14 protein-coding genes are annotated in these 18,267 nt (G+C 52.9%); 12 read left to right on the top strand and 2 right to left on the bottom strand.

Annotated features, from left to right (window positions below; genetic code table 11):
• Window positions 1-147: 147 nt before the first annotated feature.
• Window positions 148-660: a DUF3995 domain-containing protein gene (locus HMPREF2625_RS09160; protein WP_246826769.1), complete on the bottom strand. Its 513-nt coding sequence runs from the start codon at window positions 658-660 to the stop codon at window positions 148-150.
• 1,057 nt (window positions 661-1,717) lie between these two features.
• Here HMPREF2625_RS09160 and ileS point away from each other — a divergent pair.
• From ileS to HMPREF2625_RS09140, 4 genes are all read left to right on the top strand, one after another.
• Entirely contained in the window at window positions 1,718-5,065 is a 3,348-nt protein-coding gene (gene ileS / locus HMPREF2625_RS09155; protein WP_070524080.1) for an isoleucine--tRNA ligase, read from the top strand.
• 163 nt (window positions 5,066-5,228) lie between these two features.
• On the top strand, window positions 5,229-6,797 hold the full coding sequence (locus tag HMPREF2625_RS09150; RefSeq protein ID WP_070524078.1) for a bifunctional folylpolyglutamate synthase/dihydrofolate synthase: 1,569 nt from the start codon (window positions 5,229-5,231) through the stop codon (window positions 6,795-6,797).
• Between the two features lie 24 nt (window positions 6,798-6,821).
• Window positions 6,822-7,262, top strand: coding sequence for a DUF4233 domain-containing protein (locus tag HMPREF2625_RS09145; RefSeq protein ID WP_246826768.1), 441 nt, complete (start codon window positions 6,822-6,824; stop codon window positions 7,260-7,262).
• 200 nt (window positions 7,263-7,462) lie between these two features.
• Window positions 7,463-8,137, top strand: a complete 675-nt coding sequence (locus tag HMPREF2625_RS09140; protein ID WP_070524073.1) for a vitamin K epoxide reductase family protein — start codon at window positions 7,463-7,465, stop codon at window positions 8,135-8,137.
• A gap of 78 nt (window positions 8,138-8,215) precedes the next feature.
• On the opposite strand, the gene ndk is transcribed toward HMPREF2625_RS09140, so the two are convergent.
• A complete protein-coding gene (gene ndk, locus HMPREF2625_RS09135; RefSeq protein WP_048755287.1) occupies window positions 8,216-8,629 on the bottom strand; it encodes a nucleoside-diphosphate kinase in 414 nt (137 codons plus the stop codon).
• Between the two features lie 159 nt (window positions 8,630-8,788).
• Between ndk and HMPREF2625_RS09130 the strand changes: the two genes are divergently transcribed.
• The 8 genes from HMPREF2625_RS09130 to HMPREF2625_RS11120 form a co-directional block, all read left to right on the top strand.
• Window positions 8,789-9,028: a nucleoside-diphosphate sugar epimerase gene (locus tag HMPREF2625_RS09130; RefSeq protein WP_238382412.1), complete on the top strand. Its 240-nt coding sequence runs from the start codon at window positions 8,789-8,791 to the stop codon at window positions 9,026-9,028.
• 470 nt (window positions 9,029-9,498) lie between these two features.
• A complete protein-coding gene (locus HMPREF2625_RS09125) occupies window positions 9,499-13,113 on the top strand; it encodes an Rne/Rng family ribonuclease (RefSeq protein WP_070524071.1) in 3,615 nt (1,204 codons plus the stop codon).
• Window positions 13,114-13,517: 404 nt separating this feature from the next.
• A complete protein-coding gene (rplU, locus tag HMPREF2625_RS09120) occupies window positions 13,518-13,829 on the top strand; it encodes a 50S ribosomal protein L21 (RefSeq protein WP_006887214.1) in 312 nt (103 codons plus the stop codon).
• Between the two features lie 40 nt (window positions 13,830-13,869).
• Window positions 13,870-14,127, top strand: a complete 258-nt coding sequence (gene rpmA, locus HMPREF2625_RS09115) for a 50S ribosomal protein L27 (protein WP_004004819.1) — start codon at window positions 13,870-13,872, stop codon at window positions 14,125-14,127.
• A 158-nt stretch (window positions 14,128-14,285) separates the two neighbouring features.
• Window positions 14,286-15,884, top strand: coding sequence for a GTPase ObgE (gene obgE, locus HMPREF2625_RS09110; RefSeq protein WP_070524069.1), 1,599 nt, complete (start codon window positions 14,286-14,288; stop codon window positions 15,882-15,884).
• 143 nt (window positions 15,885-16,027) lie between these two features.
• On the top strand, window positions 16,028-16,258 hold the full coding sequence (locus HMPREF2625_RS09105) for a hypothetical protein (protein ID WP_004004816.1): 231 nt from the start codon (window positions 16,028-16,030) through the stop codon (window positions 16,256-16,258).
• A 17-nt stretch (window positions 16,259-16,275) separates the two neighbouring features.
• Window positions 16,276-17,025: a nicotinate-nucleotide adenylyltransferase gene (gene nadD, locus HMPREF2625_RS09100; RefSeq protein ID WP_037230975.1), complete on the top strand. Its 750-nt coding sequence runs from the start codon at window positions 16,276-16,278 to the stop codon at window positions 17,023-17,025.
• A partial coding sequence (locus HMPREF2625_RS11120) for a hypothetical protein (protein ID WP_246826767.1) occupies window positions 17,018-18,267 on the top strand: 1,250 nt, incomplete at its 3' end. The genes nadD and HMPREF2625_RS11120, both read left to right, overlap by 8 nt.

Genomic DNA, 18,267 nt, shown 5'->3' with positions numbered 1-18,267 from the left:
CGACTGTACATTCCTTGAACTAACCGGATACATTAAGAAGCTTTCTGCCGAGGGAATTTAATCCTCCATTTCTACCCAAAACGTTATATGTAGTAGCGATGTGGCAGATGCCTTTAACATCTCTTAACGTCATATGCCAAGTGGTCTTTAGCCTGTTGACGGCACTTTCTGGCGGCGCGCGCGCGAGACGAATAACGCCCCACACAGCAGCAGTCCCCAAATGAGGAAAAGGGGACTCCATAGGTAGGTATGCCCGGCTATGAGCGGGTTGCTTAGGGAAGCTTGACCAGTTACTACACGCTGCCACCCCGCAAAAGTTCCACGGCCGCCCCAGCCTATAAGCACTAAAACGCCAACCCAAGAAACAATGCGAACCCATGCGTGCGCAGGTGGTCGTAGATGGTCTATAAGCGGCACAAGTGCGCCCGTAACTTTGGCGATAAACACGGCAGCCAGTAAAAACCGCACCGGAACGTTACCCTCTTGCTGTAGTTTGACAGCCATCGGCCCCACGGTATCTAACAGCCACATCCCACCGCACATCCAGTAAAAGCTGGGTGCAGCGTGCAATAAACCTGCGATAGCGGCTCCAATAAACAGCGGTGTTCCGGCGGATCGCGTACGGGTTTTCTTCATGTAATCCAGTCTAAAATCCGTCACCTCTTCCTATCTAGAGGGAAGTGTAAATATTGTGCAAAGATGTTTTCTGTTTCATAACCCCAAAAGTTATATTGCTAATAGAACATAACGGATTGCTTTCTATGGAGAATTCCGAGATTCTGGGGCTTCCCGAATTAGCAACCGAGACGACTCTGTTTGCCGTGCACATGAAGAACGCGAGCTACACTTACCCGAGCAGAGCCTTCAGGGGCTAGGGACTTCTGTTAAAAAATCTATGTTTTTCAGACTCAATAACCCCTTATTTCAGAGGGGGTGCCGAACTGGTGCGGAAGGTCAGAAGTGCATCATTGAGGAAGGAAGTCGATGTGGGGAGACCCGTGAACTTTCCCACAGCATTCTGGGCGTGTTCTTCAGAGAAACAGGATGTCCCATGTGCTGTATAAACGCTAGATAAACGAAAATTTTTTCGTTGACAGAGCACGTAAAAATGCATATTTAGTGGATGCTGGCAAGAATGACCCCAATATCTAGTGTCGAGGGTTAATATTCAACTGAAAGTGTATGAAAACATTGAGTATATCTGTAAAAACATGCATTTACGACACGCCCGAGATGCGTCACAGAGAGTCTGAAGGCGGGTAAAAATTGGGTTTTTTGTAGCTTGCACCCGTAGCTGCAAACCCCATAGAATGTAGATGTTTGCAAAGACCCGGCGATCACCGGCGAGCAATTCGGAAGAACAGACCGCACCTGCGGGACCCCACCTTTTCGCTGCGGCGAGGGGCGCCTTAGCGGAACAGATGCAGTCTTAGTAGACCCGGACGGTTAAGCCCGATACAGCTGTTAATAAGCGACTGATACTCGCTCAACGCGCCGCTCTCCGGGGGCGTAAGGACGTTCCTGATGAACAGTTCATAGCCCCGGGGGAGGTCGGTGCGTTTGTCTGTATCAGTAAGCAAGGTGGTACCGCGCCAGCATATACGCTCCATGAGGGGCGCACGATGAAGGCGTCCTTGCACCCGTTTGTCCATCCTCGGCAAAGGGTGCGGTTCACGTACCTAATGGCGGGAATCTGAACAGAAATAGGGCGCACTGCATGTCAGAAAATATCTACCCCAAGGTGAGCGCGTTTGAAACCTCAGGCTACGGTGTAAGCGCATCACCTAAATTTCCCAAGCTCGAAGAAGCTGTACTCGACTATTGGAAGAAAGACGGAACCTTCCAAGCATCTATCGATAACCGCGAAGCCGGGCCCCACGGCGATAACGAATTCGTCTTCTACGATGGCCCTCCATTTGCAAATGGTCTGCCGCACTACGGGCACCTGCTCACTGGTTACGCGAAAGACCTTGTAGCACGTTACCAAACTCAGCGCGGGCATAAAGTAGAACGCCGCTTCGGCTGGGATACTCATGGTCTGCCTGCCGAGCTTGAAGCTATGAAACAGCTCGGCATGACCGATAAACAAGAAATCCTAGAGATGGGCATCGATAATTTCAACGATGCCGCACGCGCCTCCGTGCTCAAATACACCAACGAATGGGAACAATACGTTACCAGGCAGGCGCGTTGGGTGGACTTCGAGAACGACTATAAGACCCTCAACGTTGAGTACATGGAATCCGTGATCTGGGCGTTCAAGCGTCTCTACGATCAAGGACTCACGTACCAAGGGTTCCGTGTTCTGCCGTACTGCTGGAAAGACGAAACCCCGTTATCGAACCACGAGCTACGCATGGATGATGACGTCTATCAGGATCGCCAAGATCAGACCGTCACAGTAGCTTTCACCCTCACCGCAGACGACTCGCTCGCTACCAATAAAAATATTGTCGCTGAACTGGCAGGCGTTGAGGCGCTTGCCTGGACCACCACCCCCTGGACCTTACCCACCAACCAGGCGCTCGCCGTCGGACCCGACATTGAATACGTCGTAGTTCCCGGTGCCAGGGAGTTTAGCGGGCGGCGCTTCCTGATTGCCGCTGATCTGCTGGGAACCTATGCGAAAGACCTCGGGTATGCAGGGGAGAGCCCCGCCGAGGATGCGGCAGCCGCCATCACAGCGCGCTACACCGGCTCCCAACTAGAAGGTGTGCGTTACACTCCACTGTGGGATTACTTCGCCGATGCCGAGAAATGGGGCACAGGAACCTCATGGCAGATTCTCGTTGCCGATTACGTAAGTACCACCGATGGTACCGGTATCGTTCATCAGGCACCCGCCTATGGTGAAGACGACCAGAAAGTTTGTGAATCCTACGATATTCCCGTGGTGCTTTCGGTAGATGAAGGCGCCAAATTCCTTCCCCTGTTCGGACAGCCTAGCCCCTCAGGGTCTACTGCGCTTGCGGGTATCGCCGGAGTTCAGGTTTTCGAGGCAAACCGCACCATTATTAATGCTCTTAAGGCAGATGGGGCGCTCATCGTGGAGAAATCCTATGTGCACTCCTACCCACACTGTTGGCGCTGTCGTAATCCTCTTATTTACCGCGCCATTACCTCTTGGTATGTGAAGGTGACCGAGTTCAAAGACCGCATGTCTGAGCTGAACGAGCAGATCAACTGGATTCCCGAAAATGTCAAGTACGGGCAGTTTGGTAAGTGGGTTGAGAACGCTCGCGACTGGTCAATTTCGCGCAACCGTTTCTGGGGTTCTCCTATTCCCGTTTGGGTTTCGGACGATCCAAATTATCCCCGTGTTGATGTTTACGGATCGCTCGAAGAACTCAAGGCTGACTTCGGTCGCCTGCCGCTGAACAAGGAGGGGAAGCCAGATCTACACCGTCCCTATATTGATGAGCTGACGCGTCCAAACCCTGATGATCCAACGGGTAAATCTACGATGCGTCGCGTCGAAGACGTGCTGGACGTATGGTTTGACTCCGGGTCGATGCCGTATGCGCAGGTTCACTATCCCTTCGAGAATAAGGACTGGTTCGAGAACCACTATCCGGCGGATTTCATCGTTGAGTATATTGGTCAGACCCGCGGCTGGTTCTACACCCTGCATATTTTAGCGACCGCACTATTTGACCGTCCTGCCTTCAAGAATGTTGTCAGCCACGGCATCGTGCTTGGTTCTGACGGGCAGAAAATGTCAAAGTCGCTGCGCAACTACCCGGATGTCTCTGAAGTTCTTGACCGCGACGGTTCGGACGCTATGCGCTGGTTCCTCATGTCATCGCCGATTCTGCGCGGCGGCAACCTGATTGTGACCGAGCAGGGGATTCGTGAAGGGGTACGACAGGTGATGCTTCCGCTCTGGAACGTCTATTACTTCTTCGCTCTCTATGCGAATGCTGCCAACAAAGGCGCGGGATATACGGCACAGGTGAAGTACGATTCGCAGCATGTGATGGACCGCTTTATCTTGGGCAAAACCCGGGAGCTAATACAGCAGGTTACCGCGGACATGGACTCTTACGATATCTGGAGTGCCTGCGAGCATCTGCGTCTTTATGCTGATGCTCTTACCAACTGGTATGTGCGCCGTTCACGTGAACGCTTCTTTGACGAAGACCCCGATGCCTTCGATACCCTGTACACTGCTTTGGTGACGGTATCAAAGGTAGCGGCATCACTTCTGCCGCTCACGACCGAAGAAATCTATCGTGGCCTGACCGGCGAGCGTTCGGTACATCTTGCCGACTGGCCTATCGCTGAAGACTTTGCTGATGAATCTGAGCTGCTTTCGCTCATGGAAACCGTACGGGCGGTATGCTCTGTAGGGTCTTCTCTGCGTAAAGAGAAGAAGATCCGTGTGCGTCAGCCTCTGCAATCGCTCACGGCGGCCATTGCCAACGAGCAGTTCGCACAGCTGGAAACCGCATTCGGTGCTAAGGGCGCCGATTACTTCGCCAAGATTGTGAAGGACGAGCTGAACCTGCGTGAGGTTATCCTCGTGAATGCACAAGACACTAACCCTGCCGACTACGGTATCTCGCAACAGCTGAAGGTGAATGCCCGTGCCGCAGGTCCCCGCCTTGGTAAACAGGTTCAGACAGCCATTAAGGCATCGAAATCTGGCGATTGGACAATCGCCGAAGACGGTACTGTGACCGTTGCTTTCAACACCATCGACGGCGGACTTGCACTAGTTGACGGCGAATATGAGCTGGCAACCGTAGTAGCTTCCTCGGACGACGGTACCGAGCGTGAAGCGGCAGCCGTGCTACCCGGCGGTTTCCTAGTGCTGAACATCGAATTAACCGATGAACTTGTAGCAGAAGGTATTGCCCGCGATACTATTCGCGCTATTCAGCAGGCCCGTAAAGATGCCGGACTGAATGTCTCTGACCGCATCAACCTAACAGTTAGTGCGCCGCAGGAGACCTTGGAGGCTCTGCGCACCCACGAGGAACTGGTCACTGGCGAGACCCTAGCGGTTTCCCTGGACCTCACGGAGGGCGAGAGCCTGACCATTACGGTCGCAAAGGCAGCATAGAATAGGGGCAATATAGCCTCTAAGCCGCCCCAGCACATATAACACACTGCGGTATGTACCGTGCTGGGGTGGCTATACACCCAAATATATATCTGTACATAAGGCAGAATCCTGGTAAAGACGCTGTGCCGCACAGCTTAATACCATCCAAAGAAAGAACACTATGAGCGAGATGAGCTACCCGGCAATCCCAGACCCCGAAGGGGTTGAACGCGTCTACGGTGAATTGCTGGCACGTGCCCCCGAAAATAAGATGGCTCCCCGGCTGGATGCGGTTCGCCGGGCCGTTGAAATCCTCGGGGATGTGCACCGCGCCGCCCCGGTCATCCACATCACTGGAACTAACGGTAAAACCAGTACCGCCCGCATGATTGAATCGCTTTTGTTGGCTCATGATCTGCGCACCGGGCGTTTTACGAGCCCGCATCTCGAAAGCGTTACTGAACGCATCAGCATTAACGGTGAACCGGTGCCTGATGCCACGTTCGTGCGCGTTTGGGATGAAATTTTGCCATACCTCACTCTTGTGGACGAAGAATTTGCTGCACGCGGAGAACCAAAACTTACGTTCTTTGAGTCCATCACTGTGCTTGCTTTCGCTATTTTTGCCGATGAACCCGTGGACGTGGTGATTCTAGAAGTCGGGATCGGTGGTTCGTGGGATTCTACGAATGTAGCCGACGGTATTGTCTCCGTCGTGGCACCCGTTGGCCTTGATCATACCGATGTGCTGGGGGATACCCAGGCTGAGATTGCAACGGAAAAAGCCGGGATTATTAAACCCGACGGATACCTTATTTCTGCGGCGCAAGACCCTGAAGTAGCGACCATACTTCTTGATACTGCTCGTAAGCAAAACGCCAAGTACGCCTTCGAAGGTGTTGAATTTGGTGTGGTTGAGCGTGACCGCGCGGTCGGTGGGCAGCTTTTGACTCTCCGAGGTTTAGCAGGAGAATACCCTGATATTGAGCTCCCCCTACACGGTGAGCACCAGGGGCAGAACGCATCATTAGCTCTTGCCGCAGTCGAGGCATTTTTCGGTGGGGATCGTGCCCTTGCGCGAGATGTAGTACTCGCCGGATTTGCTCAGGTACGTTCGCCAGGGCGACTTGAGATGATTCGTAGCGAGCCTTTGGTGGTGCTTGATGCCGCTCATAACCCGCATGGGGTGCGCGCCGCATCTACGGCTTTTAAAGAGGCATTTGAACTGTCCCATGTGCATGCAGTCGTCGGTATTCTAGGCGAAAAAGACGCTCTCGGTATTTTTGAAGTGCTTCGTGAAGAATACGTAGACTCAACCGATGCTACCTTCCGGTTGTATCTTTCTGCCTCAGATTCTTCCCGAGCCATTGCCCCGGAAGAACTTCAAGAGATCGCCCTCGACGCCGGGTTCGACGAAAACATTATTACGGTATGTGACCACTTGGATGAGGCGCTTGCCACCGCTATGGAAAACGCCCTCTTTGAGCAGGAATCTGCTGGTGTGTTGGTAACAGGATCGGTCACGGTCATTGGGGAGGCGCGTACCCTGCTGGCACAACCCGCCCAAGAATCCACTGCACAGCATAACGCCGAGCCTGAAGAACTCGCTGAGGCTGCAGAAACCGATTCCGATGAACTATTCGGCGAGATTATGGCTGAGCTGGCGGGGGAGGAACCTCGTGAAATCCCGTTAGAAGACTCATTGGGGCTGCCTCTGGCAGACGGCACCGATAATCCTGAGGAAAGCTAAGACCATATGGCAAAAAAGCAGTTTATGACACGCGCTCAACGGGAATGGAAGCCCGGGACGGTTAAGAAACCACGTTCTACGAAAGTCATGTTTGCTTCCACCATTTTGGTACTCGAAGCATTCACGATTTTCTTCGGCACACTAGCCGTTTTCGGACTACATTTCAACGATCCGAGCACTGTAAAAATTATAATCTGGGTTGCAGGTTTGGTTCTTGCCGGTGCGTGTATATTCCTACCCGCTAAGCTGGCAAAACCGTGGGGATACTCTGCTGGTTGGATGCTTCAAGGCACCATGCTTCTTGCCTCAGTCATTGCGTTACCCTTCTCGCTCGTAGTAACAATCCCGTTTGTTGCCTGCTGGTGGTATGCGCTACACGCCGGTACCCGCATCGACGCCGAAAACGAAATACGCGCCGCCGAACAAGAAGAATGGGAGCGTGAAAACTTACATGAGAGTGAGTAAGCAACGATACAGGCGATTACGCTATGATCGCGGGCAACACCAAGATATAGGTATAAAAATCCCTGTCTTTATGACGAGAAACTTAACCCTAGGCGCCGAACACGTTAGGATAGCTACAAAGGGTTTAACGCATCATACTGCGGCTGCGGTATGATGCGTCACTTATCACCGATAAACAGGTATATGTAAAGGAGCAGCACATGGGTGCCGTTGAGCAAACATCGGAAACCGACGATCTACTATCTGAAGATGTTATAGACTCCCAGGTTTCCTCTCGTGAGCGAGATACGGCTGAAGGGTCGGAGCGTTCCTTAGCGATCTGGCTCTTTATGACGGGAGCTATAGCCCTGGCTTCATCGGCAACCCTTGTTTTTGAGCGTCTTCAGATTTTCGTGGATGCGGGGCATACCTCGGTCTGCGACATCAACGCCCTTCTTAACTGCGGCACCGTGATGCGTACCCCGCAAGCTGAAGCCTTTGGATTCCCCAACCCCTTCATCGGACTCATAGGGTTCTCCATCGTTATGACGATAGCCGCCGCCATGCTTGCAGGAGCTACCTTCAAAAAATGGTTCTGGGTAGCCACCAACATCGGCTTAGCGCTCGCGACAGCGTTTGTCTTCTGGCTCTGGTTTGAGACTACCTTCCACATTAACGCACTATGTCTTTTCTGCATGATCGTATGGGTTATGACGATTACTATGTTTGTAAAAGTGACGGTACGCAATATTTCTCATAACGTTATTCCTGCCCCTGAGAACATTCGTGAGAGTATCGGTACGTGGAGCTGGTTTACTATCACCTTGGTGCTCATTCTCATCTTTGGGATTATTGTGATCCGCTTCTTTGACGTGATCATGAATATGATGCGCTAATTTTTATGTAAACACAGTGAGGGTGGGTCTTCTAGAAGATTATGGAAAGACCCACCCTCACTGTTATATGGTTCAACTCTAAGACAACCAAAGAGCAATCTCACGAGCTGCAGATTCGGGGGAGTCTGAGGCATGCACCAGGTTCTTTTGCACACCCTCACCCCAATCACGTCCGTAATCTCCACGAATTGTTCCCGGTGCTGCCGTTGTCGGGTCTGAGGTTCCCAGCATTGTACGTACACCCTCGATTACACGATCTCCGCTGAGAACAGCGGCGACCACGGGACCAGAAACCATGAAATCTACGAGAGAACGATAGAAAGGCTTGCCTGCGTGCTCAGCATAGTGCTGGGCGAGAAGTTCTTCGGTGGGCTGAAGCATTTTCAGTCCTTCAATCACGTAACCCTTAGTCTCAAAGCGGCTCAAAATCTCGCCAATAAGCCCGCGTTCAACACCGTCAGGCTTTACCAGAATTAGGGTCTTTTCGGTCATAATTTTCCTCTATCTTGTTTGCGTTCATTCTGTGGCGGTTGTTCAATATCATAGGGGAAAGAGGCACCGACATGTGTGCTTCTGCCAAGCTACGCCATCGAAATTTTTAAGAAGAGGCGTATAATCGTAGCGTTATTGTTCAATCACCGAGGAGAATCCGTGAAAGGCTTTGGCACAACATTGATGCTGGCGTCAGCAGTAATTTTTTTGGCGGCGCTACTCTTTCTGACCGCAGGAAAGTTCTCGATGGTGTGGGTTATTTTACTGATCGCAGCTCCTTTCGCTTTCATCCTCGGTATTCCCTTTGCCACAGGTTCCGGGCCAGAGTATCTGCCTAGTAACCCAAAACTGGCGCAGAAAGCACGCGAAAAACGTGATGCTGAACTAGGTCTCGGCTAGGTTTTTACTCTCGTGATAAGCGCAATGTTGGTCACACCAACGTTGCGCTTTTTATGCATGTATAGGGTGTTCTGGATTGCACACGGTATAATGATGAGCGGTACGTTTTTATGCCCCGCACGCATAAAAGATACCCAGTATATTGATCGAGAGAACGTGCACGCGCATCCGTCATAGCAAAAGTTCAGATAAGACGTTAGCGGATGATGACCCCAGGCATTGGCATCTTAGTGACATCTCGGTTAAACATACTGGCCGAGAACATCATGAAGAAACGCATCCGCCGTATTTGCGGAGTAAGCCGACTTCGTGCTCGCCGTCTTGTACGCCCGGAAGCAAACGAAGGCAGACACAAAGAGCAGGCTTGAGCCACGTATTTCTTGGTAATTAGGCTTATGACACGCTAACGCGTTGATGCAGAGAGTTTTACGATGCGGCGTAAAATTCTTGAAGGAAGAAGAAAGAAAAGAATGGCTGACGAAAAGAACGCCCATCAATCTAGCATGAATATGGATGTTCTTGCTGACATGATCTCTCTCGCTGATAAACAGGATGTCTCCGGCGAGACGATGAGAACTCATCAGGAAAAAAATAATACCCGGGTTGAAAAACAGGCAGATTCCCTAAAGGATAGTGAATCTGCAGTATCAGCAGCACCGCGTCGTAAAAACTCATCGCGCGCTAAGAAAGTTGCTGAACCCACGCCCGAAGACGCTGTTGCGGCTGGGTTAACGGATTTACGCAATCAGAAGGCTAAGCATGCCCCTGCACCAAGGAAGACTGTGGCTGCGGCCTCTGCCGAAGAAGTAGCGAACACTCTTGATACTCTTTTTACCCAAGCCGCCGAGTCTGCAGCATCAGCTGATGAAACTATGCCTCAACCCAAATCTCAGAAAACTGAAACCCGCGATTCTTCTGCCGAAAACCTTGCCTCTCCCGAAGTGGACACTGAGGTGTCCGAACTTGCCGAACAGGCTGAGGTAGCAGAGCCTGTCTCTGATAGCCGTGAAGAAGCCCAGACTGAAGAAGCTGCTCAAGAAGATAAGACAGCCATTATATCTTCGGAAGAAAACACCGAAGAAGCTGAAGAACCTCATACCATCCAGTCAGAGGAATTAGTGGCAGAGAACGATGAAGACTCTGAGCCTCAAGCGACCTACGACGCTGAAGAGGATGAAGCTGAGACTTCTGAGCCGACAGACGAAGAGAGCACTGCCAGCACATTCGAAGATGAAAAGTCAGACGAAGAGGAAGCGGTGGAGCCAGCAAAAACTTTGCGTGACGTACAGAATGAGAAGATTGCGCAGTTGCGCGAATCGGTGCGCCCGGGCGCTATGCCTCTATTCTATTCGCCCGAACCCACTGAGCTTTCTGAGCTTGCTTCTGCGGTTGCTGTGGAGCGTGAGCGTTTGCGTGCCGAGCGTTTGGAACAAGAGCGCCGCGACCGTATGGAGCGCCGTCGTGAAGAGGCAGCAGCTGAAGCTGAGGTGACGAGTCACCGCCGTCGCCGTCGCCGTCGTGGAACCGAAGATATAGAAATTGAAGGTAACGCCGATGATGAGGTCGAGACCGTTACCAAGGTCCGCACTCCTCGCCTTGCAGATTCTCATGCTTCTGACACCGTGACTGGCGTGCGTGGTTCTACCCGTCTTGAAGCTAAACGTGCGCGCCGCCGCGAGTCCCGGTCGCTGGGTCGCCGTCGTCACATCGTGACCGAGGCAGAGTTTTTGGCGCGTCGCGAGTCAGTAGATCGTCAGATGCTTGTGCGCCAAAAAGAGGGGCGCATTCAGATTGGAGTTCTCGAAGACGGCGTGCTGGCAGAGCACTTTGTCTCTAAAACCCAGCAGGATTCCTTGATTGGGAACGTCTACCTTGGCAAAGTGCAGAATGTTCTTCCGTCCATGGAGGCAGCATTCGTCGATATTGGGCGTGGTCGTAACGCTGTTCTCTATGCGGGTGAAGTGAACTGGGATGTTACCGGTCTTGACGGTGCACCCCGCAAGATCGAGAATGCACTTAAACCGGGCGATTCCGTGCTGGTGCAGGTGACCAAAGACCCAATCGGTCATAAGGGCGCGCGTTTGACGAGTCAGGTTTCGCTTCCCGGGCGCTTCCTGGTGTATGTGCCCGGTGGCTCAATGACCGGTATTTCACGTAAGCTCCCCGATACTGAGCGTGCGCGTCTCAAAAAGATTTTGAAGGATAAGCTGCCCGATGGCGCAGGCGTGATTGTGCGTACTGCAGCGGAAGGCGCATCCGAAGAAGAGCTGACCCACGATATTAATCGCTTGCGCGCGCAGTGGGAAGAGATTCAGGAAAAAGCGAATTCCCGCAAGGTGCTTGCCCCCGAAATGCTCTATCAGGAACCTGACCTGATGATTAAGACCGTGCGCGATGTCTTCAACGAGGATTTCACCTCTATGATCGTGCAGGGCCAGAGCGCATGGGACTCTATTGAGGCCTACGTGACCTATGTTGCCCCTGATCTGCTCTCACGCCTGCAGAAGTGGGAGGACGAAGATGATCTTTTCGACCATTACCGCATTAATGAGCAGCTGGCGAAGGCACTAGACCGCAAGGTATATCTTCCTTCGGGGGGTTCCTTGGTGATCGACCGTACCGAAGCTATGACCGTGGTAGATGTTAACACCGGTAAATTTACCGGTAGCGGCGGTAACCTTGAAGAGACCGTCACTAAGAATAACTTGGAGGCGGCAGAGGAGATCGTGCGTCAGCTGCGTCTGCGTGATATTGGCGGCATTATTGTTATCGATTTTATTGATATGGTGCTTGAATCAAACCGTGATCTTGTGCTGCGTCGTCTGATCGAGTGCCTGGGGCGTGACCGCACTAAGCACCAGGTTGCTGAAGTAACCTCACTGGGCCTTGTGCAGATGACCCGTAAACGTTTGGGAACAGGTCTTCTTGAGGTCTTCTCTGAGCAATGTGACTCATGCGGTGGCCGTGGTTTGTTGGTGCACGATCAGCCGTTAAGCGGACGTTCCGGCGGTGCCTCCGATTTCATTCACCGTCAAGAGCGCACCGAACGTAAGCGTTCACGAGCGGCTTCGCGCAATAATACCCGTGATGCTGCTGAGGGCGTGGACTCAGAGAAGGACGAGAAGAAGGCAGAGCGCCGCAACGCTATGGCCTCTATTGCTGCAGCCTCGCACTCGGCTGATGAGCTTGAAGCTGAGGACCAAGCAAACCGTAAGAAGCGTAAACGTCGTAAGCGCTCTCGTCGTACCGAAACTGCCGAGCTTTCGCTGGAGCAGGAGATTCAAGGCATCAAAGCGGGGGCGAAGGCACACCGCGAAGTCTCATCCCGCGAGGACAAGGTTGCTGAGGTAACCGAGACCGATTGGATTGGTGAGCAGGGTGACTTCACACTGGAACAGCTTGCTGGGGCATTCGATCGTGATTTGAATCCAGAACATGATGCTCGGTTTACCCGTGAGTCTTCCCGTTCGGAGGCTATTCGTGCTGGAGAAGCGAAGGCTCGTGCCTCCCAGAAGGCTGGCCGCATTACCCGCAGCGAGAGCGGTGGGTTTAAATCAAACCAGGACGCCGAGTCTTCTGCAGAGCAGAAGTCACCTCGCGCCGAGCGTGAGAATCTGCAGGTTGAAGATGTGCACGAGAGCCCGCGTAAGCGCCGCCGTTCGCGCCGTTCCTCTGAGAAGGAGCGTTCAGGTCGAGGGCAGGAGCAACGTGCGGAAGAGTCAGCTTCGACCCCCCGTGTAAGCGGTGTTATTGGCGGTGCGCCGCGTGTGTCCGGTGTGATTACCCCCGGCGGGTCTGCCTCTAACTCGGTTGAGACTCAGAATGATAAAGATGGTTCTCAGCAGAAGATAGCTGTGCCAGCTGCTTCATCTGCACCGCGTAAACGTCGCTCCCGTCGAGCCGCTTCGTCGGCGGGCGCGCAGTCGAAGGTCGTGACGGTGGACGCCACCGAGTCGGCTCACGGTTCGGTCGTGGCTTCGGCTTCTGTGGCAGATGCGAAAGCACCCGTCGAATCTGAGGGTCCGACTCTCTTCGGCATCGGTGTTTCTGCTGCAGATATTAAGCGGGTCGGTAAGGAAGACTAACCGTATATGATTCCTTGTCGCAGATGATGAATATAACGTTGGCAATGCAGGACTAGAGGCTGTATTGCCAACGTTATTTTATAGTTTAGGGATATAATTGCGCATGACCCCGCGCATACAGTATCCTTAACGATTGGTATTTATCTCAGTGAAGCCCTATCGACGCAGGGTCAGCGGGAGATACCGCTTCTGGTTTTCCCCATAGTGAGGACTTCCGGAAGACACCACCGGCAGACCGAGCGCGCATCCAACTGGGCAATCCCACAAGGAGCGCGGGTCGCATCCACTCCTTATTACTCACCAAGAGAGATAAGATACCTGTGGAGCGCACAGCAATGAAAGCGCAGGCTGTCTGCACGTGTGAGATACGAAGAAGCAAGATGTCGAGAAAAGTGAGTCCCAAAGTGGCATACGCGATTGTACGCGCTGGCGGCCGCCAGGAAAAAGTCTCTGTCGGAGACAAAATTACCCTTGACCGTGTTGCAGGTGAGCCCGGTAGCACCATCGAGCTGCCCGTACTGCTGCTCGTTGACGGTGACAAGATCACCGCTGACGCAAAGTCCCTGGCTTCCGCCAAGGTAACTGCTGAAAAGATTGAAGACCTGCGCGGTCCGAAGATCGTTATTCAGAAGTACAAGAACAAGACCGGTTACAAGAAGCGTCAGGGCTTCCGCGCTGAGCTGACCACCGTTAAGATTACCGCAATCAACGCGTAATCTTAACCACCGGATACAAACCTTAAGGTAGGAAAACAGAATGGCACATAAGAAGGGCGCAAGCTCCACCCGCAACGGTCGTGACTCGAACCCCCAGTACCTCGGTGTTAAGCGCTTCGGCGGTCAGACCGTCAATGCAGGCGAGATCCTTGTTCGTCAGCGCGGCACCCATTTCCACCCCGGCCTGAATGTTGGTCGCGGTGGCGACGATACTCTGTTCGCTTTGGCAGCAGGCACCGTCGAATTCGGTACCCGCAAGGGCCGCAAGGTCGTTAACATCCTGGCAGCAGCTGAGTAAAACTCGCTCACGCTAGGAAGAGGGGGTAGGCGAAAGTCTACCCCCTCTTACCATAAGATTTTCCGCATCTACTTGAGGATGCGCCCCTCGCCAAGCTCAAGCAATCTCGTGTATTTCAGGCTTGTGCGAACCAGGAATTTACCAGAAGGAGAACACCCGTGGCAGAATTCGTGGACCGCGTGGTCCTGCATATATCCGGTGGTCACGGAGGCAACGGATGTGTCTCTGTACGTCGAGAAAAATTCAAGCCTCTCGGCGGCCCCAACGGCGGTAACGGCGGTAACGGCGGGGACGTGATTTTGCGTGTTGATAACCAAACCACCACACTATTGGAGTATCATCACAGCCCGCACCAACACGCTCCCAATGGAGATATCGGCCGCGGCGATATGCACCACGGCTACAACGGCGAAGACCTAGTGCTTACCGTACCTCAGGGAACCGTCGTCAAAGATCGTGACGGCAACGTGCTTGCCGATCTGCTGCATGTGGGTGACGAATATACTGCTGCACGAGGCGGCCAGGGCGGTCTTGGAAACGCTGCGTTAGCATCCACCAAACGTAAAGCACCTGGCTTCGCACTCCTCGGTATTCCGGGGGAAGAAACCGATATTGTCCTAGAACTCAAATCTATTGCAGATATTGCGCTTGTTGGGTACCCATCAGCCGGTAAATCTTCGCTGATTGCTGCTATCTCTGCGGCTCGGCCTAAAATCGCTGACTATCCTTTTACCACTCTTATCCCAAACTTGGGTGTTGTGCAGGCAGGTGATGTTCGGTACACCGTTGCGGATGTTCCTGGTTTGATTGAGGGGGCTTCCGAGGGTAAAGGGCTTGGCCACCGTTTCTTACGTCACGTTGAACGTTCCTCCGCACTAGTGCATGTGATTGACTGTGCCACTTTAGAACCCGGGCGTGACCCCATCAGCGACTTTGAAGTTATTCGTGGTGAGCTTGAAAACTATGCGGTAGACCCCACTGCTGGGGTAACTGTGCCGCTCAATGATCGTCCCCAGATTATTGTTCTCAATAAAATTGATGTGCCTGAAGCGCGTGAACTTGCCGATTTCGTGCGACCTGAATTTGAGAACATGGGGTACAAAGTTTTTGAAATTTCGACGGCGTCCCATGAAGGGCTTAAACCGCTCATCTTTGCAATGGCAAACCTTGTGGAAGAAGACCGTCAGAAGCGTGTTACTCAAGAAGATAATTCTACGATTGAAGCCCCAGTTATTCGCCCCCAGGGCTTCCGTTCCAAGAAAAAACAAGAATTTATTATTCGCCGTGAAGAACGTAATTTGGAGCCGCTCTTTCGGGTTATTGGGGAGAAACCGGAACGTTGGATTCAGCAGACCGATTTCAATAATGATGAAGCTGTTGGTTACCTGGCGGATCGCCTGGCAAAACTGGGGGTTGAGGACGAACTCTTTAAATCCGGTGCCCGTGCCGGAGATGCCGTGGTTATCGGTGAAAATGATAACTCCGTGGTCTTTGACTGGGAACCCACTATGGTAGGCGGCGCTGAACTTCTGTCTTCCCCTCGTGGTACTGACTCTCGCCTCGAAGAGATTATTCGCCCCACCCGAGCCCAAAAACGTGAGGAATATAAGGAACGCATGGATGCAAAAGCAGAGGCTCGCGCCGAGCTTGAGCAAGAGCGCGTTGCGGGTGTGTGGACTGAATCGGTGGAATATCGCCGTAAGCTCAAGGAAAAAGGTAAAGCTGAAGGTATTAATATGCCTGAGGCCAAGCAATAGCCCGGTAAGCCGGGGAATTAGGCGGCCTGACGACGTGGAAGATGTCTCAACTATCACGCATTAAATAGGCCCGTCGTTTCGCGTATTTTCGCCCCTAACCGGTAGCATAGAGAGTAGCTTAACCATCGAAAGGAAGCACACACATGAACTCGGTTGTCCTAGCAGCTCACGGTGCTGAGCACACTGCGGGAATGCTTAACGGCATCCCGACCTATGTTTACGGCATCGTTGCTGCCGTCGTATTTACCGTTCTGCTGCTTGTTACTCTCTCGTACAGCGGACGCGGTATTGTACGGCCCGATCACACACCGGAGCTCATGGAGGGTGACGAAGCACAGGCACTGCGTAGCTATAGCGAGAAGCATAACCGCTAGTCGCTAAGGAAAGTATCGTGACTTTTCAAGCTCTGCGGCCCAGCCTTGAGTCGATTCCGTCGCGAACTCCTGGGCGTGTACGTCTAGGAGTTATGGGCGGCACCTTTGACCCTATTCACCACGGGCATTTAGTAGCCGCCAGCGAGGTTGCGGCGGTGTTTGATCTTGACGAAGTAGTATTCGTACCGACTGGTCAGCCGTGGCAAAAGACGGGGGAGAGGCACGTGAGCGATCCCGAGCATCGTTATCTTATGACGGTGATTGCGACTGCATCTAATCCACGATTTACGGTAAGCCGGATAGATATAGATCGTGGCGGCGCAACGTATACCTTTGATACCCTTAATGAACTACGTGCTCTGCGACCCGATGCAGATCTTTTCTTCATCACCGGTGCAGACGCGATTAGCCAGATCATGACGTGGCGTAATGCTCATAAGCTGTGGGAGTTGGCTAACTTTGTGGGAGTGACCCGTCCGGGACACGAGCTTGATCCTCCGTTAGGCGAAGGACGGCAGATTACCACACTTGAAATTCCCGCGATGGCAATATCGTCAACCGATATTCGCCAACGCGCCTCTAAGGGTGCCCCTATCTGGTATTTGGTTCCTGATGGCGTGGTGCAGTACATCAATAAGTATCGGTTGTATTCTCCTGAGGATGCTGCCACGCACTACGGCGGCGGGCTGCCTCGCCAGAAAGACTCAACAGATATTCAACCAACTAGTGAAGACAAAGTAATGGAACAAGAGGTTTTACATGGCTGAAGCTAAGGGCAAAGAAGAGAAGCCCTACAGCGAGGGAGACGCGTACCTCTACGAAACATACGTGACTGAGGACGGCATTGAGGTGCCGCCTCCCACGCGTGTGATGGGTCCGCGCCGTCTAGCACGTTATCGCGAAGACGTGGCGAACTATCTGCGCGCTATGGGTCGTGGCGAGCGTCCTAACCCTGTTGAGAATATGGGGTCTTTGGCAAATACCCACGATATAGATCCGCGCGTTCTTGCAGTACAGCGTCGTTTTGCTGCACTCGCTACTCAGGGGTCTATTAAGCTGAATGCGAATGATGAAGAGAAACTGCATGAACCTGAGCCGCTAACCAGCACTATGCGTGCTCTTCGCCCGGAAGAGGTTAAAGCTAATAAGCCTGCGCCAGCTGCTGCACCTGCCGCGCCTCCGACGCCTGCTCCTCAGCCACAGCCGGAAGATTCCCTGCTTCAGGATTCCCTCCATGTGGAGGCAGACGATTTGACGTTCACCTCGTCAATCCCGATTATTTCTCCTGATACTTCCCCGAAGATGCACCAGTACATGGTGCGCGATGAGCCTGTTGTCGAGGGTGAAGATACTGAGATCGTTGAGACCGAGGATCAAACTGTTTCCTCGCAGGCTCGCCCGGCAACTGCACCGCAGCCTACAGTAAAATCCAGTAACGCTAAAGCTCAGCAAAGCCGTCATACAGCTGATGCGCAGAGTGAAGCCGATGAGAACCGCATCAATGTTGCTCCTGTGCCGTTGAACCTTCCTTCACCCATCCGCGCGATGGATGCTCAGGGACTTGACCTGTCGGTTCTGGACGAGAAATCTCAGCAAGATAGCGCATCCGCTCAAGCTGGCTCTGAGGCTAAGGAACAAAACGATACCGTCGCAGCAAAGAGCTCGGCGCAGCATGCTCAGACTGGTGCTCTTCCTGCGCAGAAAGCGGCAAAGAACGGTTCTGCTAAACGGCAGCCGTCGGCAACCGGTACCGTTCCTAAGATTCCTGCCCGTACTGGATCTATGCCGAAGGTCTCGGATCGTACCGGATCAACCCCCAAGGTTTCTGAGCAGAAAGACGCAGCTCCGAAGGTTGTAAACCCCTGGAATACTGTCCGTTTACAGAATCCGATGGGCGCAGATTCACCATCGCAGGCGTCCGATCGTACCGGATCAACCCCCAAGGTCTCACCGCGTACCGGGTCTGTATCGCGGGTGTCTTCTTCGCGTACTGGGTCTGTGCCTAAGGT

This window comes from Rothia sp. HMSC064D08 (assembly GCF_001809525.1).
Taxonomy (GTDB): Bacteria; Actinomycetota; Actinomycetes; order Actinomycetales; family Micrococcaceae; genus Rothia; species Rothia dentocariosa.
The sequence above is the reverse complement of the archived record's forward strand: the minus strand, read 5'-3'. Positions and strand labels throughout refer to the sequence as shown.

Coding starts and splice junctions, on each gene's coding strand:
- ileS (WP_070524080.1), top strand. CDS start 1,718: ATGTCAGAAAATATCTACCCCAAGGTGAGCGCGTTTGAAACCTCAGGC.
- HMPREF2625_RS09150 (WP_070524078.1), top strand. CDS start 5,229: ATGAGCGAGATGAGCTACCCGGCAATCCCAGACCCCGAAGGGGTTGAA.
- HMPREF2625_RS09145 (WP_246826768.1), top strand. CDS start 6,822: ATGACACGCGCTCAACGGGAATGGAAGCCCGGGACGGTTAAGAAACCA.
- HMPREF2625_RS09140 (WP_070524073.1), top strand. CDS start 7,463: ATGGGTGCCGTTGAGCAAACATCGGAAACCGACGATCTACTATCTGAA.
- ndk (WP_048755287.1), bottom strand. CDS start 8,629: ATGACCGAAAAGACCCTAATTCTGGTAAAGCCTGACGGTGTTGAACGC.
- HMPREF2625_RS09125 (WP_070524071.1), top strand. CDS start 9,499: ATGGCTGACGAAAAGAACGCCCATCAATCTAGCATGAATATGGATGTT.
- rpmA (WP_004004819.1), top strand. CDS start 13,870: ATGGCACATAAGAAGGGCGCAAGCTCCACCCGCAACGGTCGTGACTCG.
- HMPREF2625_RS09105 (WP_004004816.1), top strand. CDS start 16,028: ATGAACTCGGTTGTCCTAGCAGCTCACGGTGCTGAGCACACTGCGGGA.